The organism is bacterium (genome assembly GCA_035530055.1).
GTDB lineage: Bacteria > UBA6262 > WVXT01 > WVXT01 > WVXT01 > WVXT01.
On record DATKVN010000029.1, the window covers coordinates 1 to 4,561 of the forward strand.

5 protein-coding genes and 1 pseudogene are annotated in these 4,561 nt (G+C 43.8%); 2 read left to right on the plus strand and 4 right to left on the minus strand.

Annotated features, from left to right (window positions below):
• Both VMW39_02930 and VMW39_02935 read left to right on the plus strand, forming a co-directional pair.
• A partial coding sequence (locus tag VMW39_02930) for a DUF6788 family protein (GenBank protein HUW22974.1) occupies positions 1 to 354 on the plus strand: 354 nt, incomplete at its 5' end.
• Positions 351 to 815 carry a hypothetical protein gene (locus tag VMW39_02935; GenBank protein HUW22975.1) on the plus strand — a complete coding sequence of 155 codons (465 nt, stop codon included), beginning with the start codon at positions 351 to 353 and terminating at the stop codon, positions 813 to 815. The genes VMW39_02930 and VMW39_02935, both read left to right, overlap by 4 nt.
• A 114-nt stretch (positions 816 to 929) precedes the next feature.
• Here the strand turns inward: VMW39_02935 and VMW39_02940 are convergent.
• The 4 genes and pseudogenes from VMW39_02940 to VMW39_02955 form a co-directional block, all read right to left on the minus strand.
• Positions 930 to 1,323 (minus strand): annotated as a pseudogene (locus tag VMW39_02940) (ATP-binding protein).
• Positions 1,324 to 1,434: 111 nt separating this feature from the next.
• Positions 1,435 to 2,439: a site-specific integrase gene (locus VMW39_02945; GenBank protein HUW22976.1), complete on the minus strand. Its 1,005-nt coding sequence runs from the start codon at positions 2,437 to 2,439 to the stop codon at positions 1,435 to 1,437.
• Positions 2,440 to 2,458: 19 nt separating this feature from the next.
• Positions 2,459 to 3,838 (minus strand): tyrosine-type recombinase/integrase, encoded by a 1,380-nt coding sequence (locus VMW39_02950; GenBank protein ID HUW22977.1) that lies wholly within the window; start codon positions 3,836 to 3,838, stop codon positions 2,459 to 2,461.
• On the minus strand, positions 3,832 to 4,561 hold a 730-nt coding region (locus VMW39_02955), incomplete at its 5' end, for a site-specific integrase (protein ID HUW22978.1). The genes VMW39_02955 and VMW39_02950, both read right to left, overlap by 7 nt.

Consider the following 4,561-nt stretch of genomic DNA (forward strand, 5'->3'; position numbering starts at 1 on the left):
GAAAGAGTAAAAACAGAGAATAGATTAATGGGGGCAAAGGATATGCTCGCCTCTTCTTTGATCTTAAGGAAGGTTATCTGTGGTAATCCTAACTGCAGGTGCCAGGAAGGAAAACTTCATGGACCCTATCCTTATCTATCAGAAAAGATAAAAGGGAAAACTCGCCTGACCTACATTAGAAAAAGGGACCTTGAGAAAATAGAGAAGAAAACAGAACAGTACCGTCTCTTCCAGAAAAGACTTGAATATATAAGGCACTTAAATAGAAGAATTGATGATCTATTTAAAAGAATAAGAGAGATGAGAATTGAGGCAGGTAAAAGAATAAAAACAAAGGAGAACAGGAAAAAATGAGAGAAGCTATTAAAGTATGGGTCAGGAACGAGAAAGAAATAGAAGAAGCTATTATTAATGGAGAAGAGACGCAGGTCGTGGAGAGTGATTTTGGAGCTAATGAATTTGTCATTGATTTTTTAAAAGAGATGGGTTTTTGGGATGTCATAACGGCAATGAATCCTACGACAAAAAAAGATAATGGATATCCGTCAAAAGTTATCCTGGGCACTCTAATTATGAAAGAACTGCTCTCCATAGGAAAGCTATCTGGAGTTGGCAAAATTCTTCAGGACGGAAAGCTCAGTGGTGATATCGGCTTCAATATTGAAAAAATAAAGAAAGCAGAAAAAGAAGATAAAGGAGTAATAGATTTAGGAACCTTAAGGAATCATCTAAAGAAGATTCCTCAGGATGAATCAAACAAGGCCTTCTATGAGCACATACGCCTCTTTGTAAATGTCAAGTACTTTTCCCAGTAGTTCGGTAAGGTAATTTCCCAGTAGTCTGGTAAGTAGTTTTCCCACCTCTTCGGTAAACAGATTTCCCAGTGCTTCGGTAAACAGTTTTCCCATTTCTCAAGAAGTTAGAAATGATCATACCTCCTTTTTTTGATTTTTTATTCTGTAAGATTCTCCATCCAGATTGAAAATCCTGGCGTGATGTAATAATCTGTCCAATAAAGCCGTGGTCATGACACTGTCGCCCATCATCTCCGCCCAACTGTCAAAGCTTTTATTGGAAGTAATGATAATGGACAATTTTTCATACATTTCACTAATCAGGTTGAAAAAGAGATTAGCCTCTCGTCTCTCAATCGGAGTGTAGCCGATCTCATCGATTACGACTACGCTTGACTTCATTATTTTTCTGATCCTGTATTCAGATTTTCTCTGTATCTCCGCTGTTTTCAAAAGCTTTATGAGGTTGGCAATTTTCTCAAAACAAACACTATATCCTTTCTCTACTGCAGCTACCCCAAAGGATTATGTTGAGTCTCCATTTATGTTGAGTAGCTCGTATCAGTCTTCCTCTAATCCTCATCAATCCTAGCTATTTTCCTCTACCTACCTCTAATTACTTCACATTAATTTATGGATGTCACAGGGACTCTAACCACTGAAGCAGTTGCTGACTCGGTTTCCAGGGAGTTTTGGTTTTCGTGATTGGTAAGTAGTTATCCAGAGCCTTGCGTTTCATCTCAAGATTGATTTCAGCATAACGATTGGTTGTTTCGAGATGTGCATGTCCCAGCCAGGCACGAATGGTATTAATATCTACCTCTGACTGAAGTAGATGCATGGCGGTGGTATGGCGGATTGAATGGGGATGGATGTGTTTGCCTTTCAAAGAGGGGCATTTTCTAGCAGCAATCTGGATGTACTTGTCTAGCAGATATCGAACACCATAACGGGTTAAGCGCTGACCTCTATGATTTACGAAAACCGGGGCATCTGATTTAGAGTCAACTCCTCTTTGTTTAAGTAAAGAGCGTAGCAGCCTGGCTGTCTCTGGCCATAAAGGACAAAGACGCTCCTTTTCTCCTTTTCCCCGAAAGCGAACCTGGAACGGCCGTTCCAATTGAAGTGCTCGGACATAAAGACTTACGACCTCCCCTACCCGGGCTCCAGTGTTATACATAAAAAAGAAAAGTGTATAGTTCCGATAGCCATCCAGATTTCTGCAATCTACTGCCTTAAGGATTGCCTTCATTTCTTCTCGCTCCAGATACTCAACAATAGAGCTACTAAAGTTGCGTTTGAAAGGAATGGCTAAAATACGCTGGCAATGCTCGGAAATGAGTGGCTCACGATTAGCCAAATAGCGAAAGAGACTATGCAGGCAGGCGAGACGAATGTTTCTGGTCTGTTTGCTATTGGCCCGCTCTTCTTCAAGATGCTGGAGGAAATGAATCACAATCTTTGGGGATAGATCGCCCAAAGTCAAATTAGTGACCGATTTTTTCCTCTCAACAGCAGTGAAAGTGAGAAATAGCTTGATCGTATCCCGGTAACTGAGAATGGTATTTCGACTAAAATTCTTCTGCAGGGTTAGATAATCCTCCAGAAAACTCCGAATGTAGGTAGATAAATGGTTAGTTTTCATTACAGTTCTCCTATTAGGTTTAGATTGAGGTAAAATATTGATTAAAACGCTTTGAGGCATGTTCAAGCACTTCAGTCGTCATGGTTAGATACCGCTGGGTGCTGGCGATGTTGGCATGCCCAAGGTAAGTGCTCAGAAGCCCCAGCTTCGACTGTATGTCTTCACCCCGACGATACCACTCCTCCAAGCGGTGGACTGCAAAACTGTGGCGTAAATCATGAAGGCGAGGACCACGACGCCCCCGGGGTGGTCTAAGCCCCAAACGCCTGAGCATCTCTCGGAACGGTCCTTCAATAGCAGATTTGGAGTAAGGTCCTTTTCGGTGTAAATTCTGAAAAATCAGAGATTCAGGTTGAGTTGGCAGTCCCGATCCTTGCCGCAGCTGGAGGTATTTTTCCATCTGTCTCATGGTACTGGAGGAGACAGGAACCAGTCTGGATTTAAAGAACTTGGTTTCCCGAATCGAGAGAACCTCTTCTTTCCAGTCAATATCACCTAATTTAAGATTTAGCACTTCGCTGAGTCGCATTCCCGTGGTATAGAGGAGTGCAATTAGAAAATAGAACATCTCTCCTCGCTGAGGCGAATAAATCGATGACTTCAGTCTTTTTGCCTCTTTCAGTAAGGCTGCAATCTCGCCTCGTGAATAGATGTAAGGAAGGAATGGTGATGGTAGAGATGGAGAAAAGAATGAATCTGGCACATAGACCTTCGGATCGAAGCGGCGAAGATAGAGGCAAAAGCGGCGAATTACCACAAAGTTTTTGTATCGATGTTCAGGTCGAGATCTCGAAAAGAGGTCCAGCCACCTCCTGAGAATCAAGTCCGAAAGCTGCCTGGAAGGATTTGAATAGGATCTCAGGAAACGATCAAAGCGTGAGAGGATGCATTCTTCTGCCCGGTAAGCACTTCCCTGAGATCGGTGCAGCGTGATGAACTTCTGCATCGAGAGCCCCAGGGGACTGGCAAATCGCAGAGGTGCCTTGAGAGACTGTAGGTCCTTCTGGGAAGATGGGCCGGTGAGTGCCATAACGATCCCCTTCAACCCTTTCCGGGGATACTCCTTCTTGAGCTGGGCCAGTGGATTTTCCCTCAAATATCCACTTTTCTTAAGGAAGGAGAGGAAGCGGGTTATGATCCTGGCCCGGGACAGTACAGTGTCCAGAGGATAACCTGTTCTCAATTCCTTTAAGTAGCGCACGATTGTCCTTTGATCGATTGTTGCCAGCAAACAGCTTTTGGGTTGTGAAATTGTCTTGAGATATGTGAGAAATGTGAAGAGCGTCTGGCGATAATGGTGGCGGGTTTTTTGTTTTAAACGAAAGACTCCCACCACAAATTGCTCAATAAAGGAAAGGAGCTCAGGTTCTAAATTGTTTTTCATTTTATTTTTCACCATCTCACCTCCGGTACCTCAAGAGCTACCTCTCGAAGATGCTCAGTAGCAGTCTTGGTGTAAATGTGGGTTGATTCTAGCCTCCGATGTCCAAGCAGATCACCGATCTGTTTTAAAGAAGCTCCCTTGCGAATTAAGTGGGTGGCAAAACTATGTCTGAGAAGATGGGATCCACCTCGGGGGGACTCAAGACCAGCAAGTTCAAGATGTCGATTGACCACATAAGCAATGTTTTGTCTAGTAAGTGATCTCCAGGGAGCACGGGTAAGAAGAAAAACTTGCCGGTACTTTGAAGGGGAACGTCGATGCCTCAGGTAATCAAGAATTGCCTGAGCGACCCCAGGGGTAAGCGGTAGATAAAGATCTTTTCCGCTCTTACGGGGAACAATGTGAATAGCTTTCTTCCTCCAGTCAATATCCTCCAGTTTAAGTTGAGCTACTTCTCCCGCACGGAGCCCATAAGTGGTGAGAAGAATCAGGATCGCATAGTGTTGAGGGCCATTTCTTGTGGAGCGATGAACGCTATTGACAATCTTCTGAACCTCATCCCAGTCCAAAACCCGAGGCAAAGACTCGAGTTTGTAACACCGGGGACTGGTAATCAGGACGGATAAGTCGGTAGCGAGTTTACCTGACTGATACAGAAATCGAAGGAAGCTTCTGAGGCAACCCGCAAGCGATCCTTGACTAGTACGGCCGAGCCGTTCTGCCTCCTGCTCAATGAAT

Bases quoted from the DNA above. Each gene is read 5' to 3' on its own strand.
- VMW39_02945 (HUW22976.1), bottom strand. From the start codon at position 2,439: ATGAAAACTAACCATTTATCTACCTACATTCGGAGTTTTCTGGAGGAT.
- VMW39_02935 (HUW22975.1), top strand. From the start codon at position 351: ATGAGAGAAGCTATTAAAGTATGGGTCAGGAACGAGAAAGAAATAGAA.
- VMW39_02950 (HUW22977.1), bottom strand. From the start codon at position 3,838: ATGGTGAAAAATAAAATGAAAAACAATTTAGAACCTGAGCTCCTTTCC.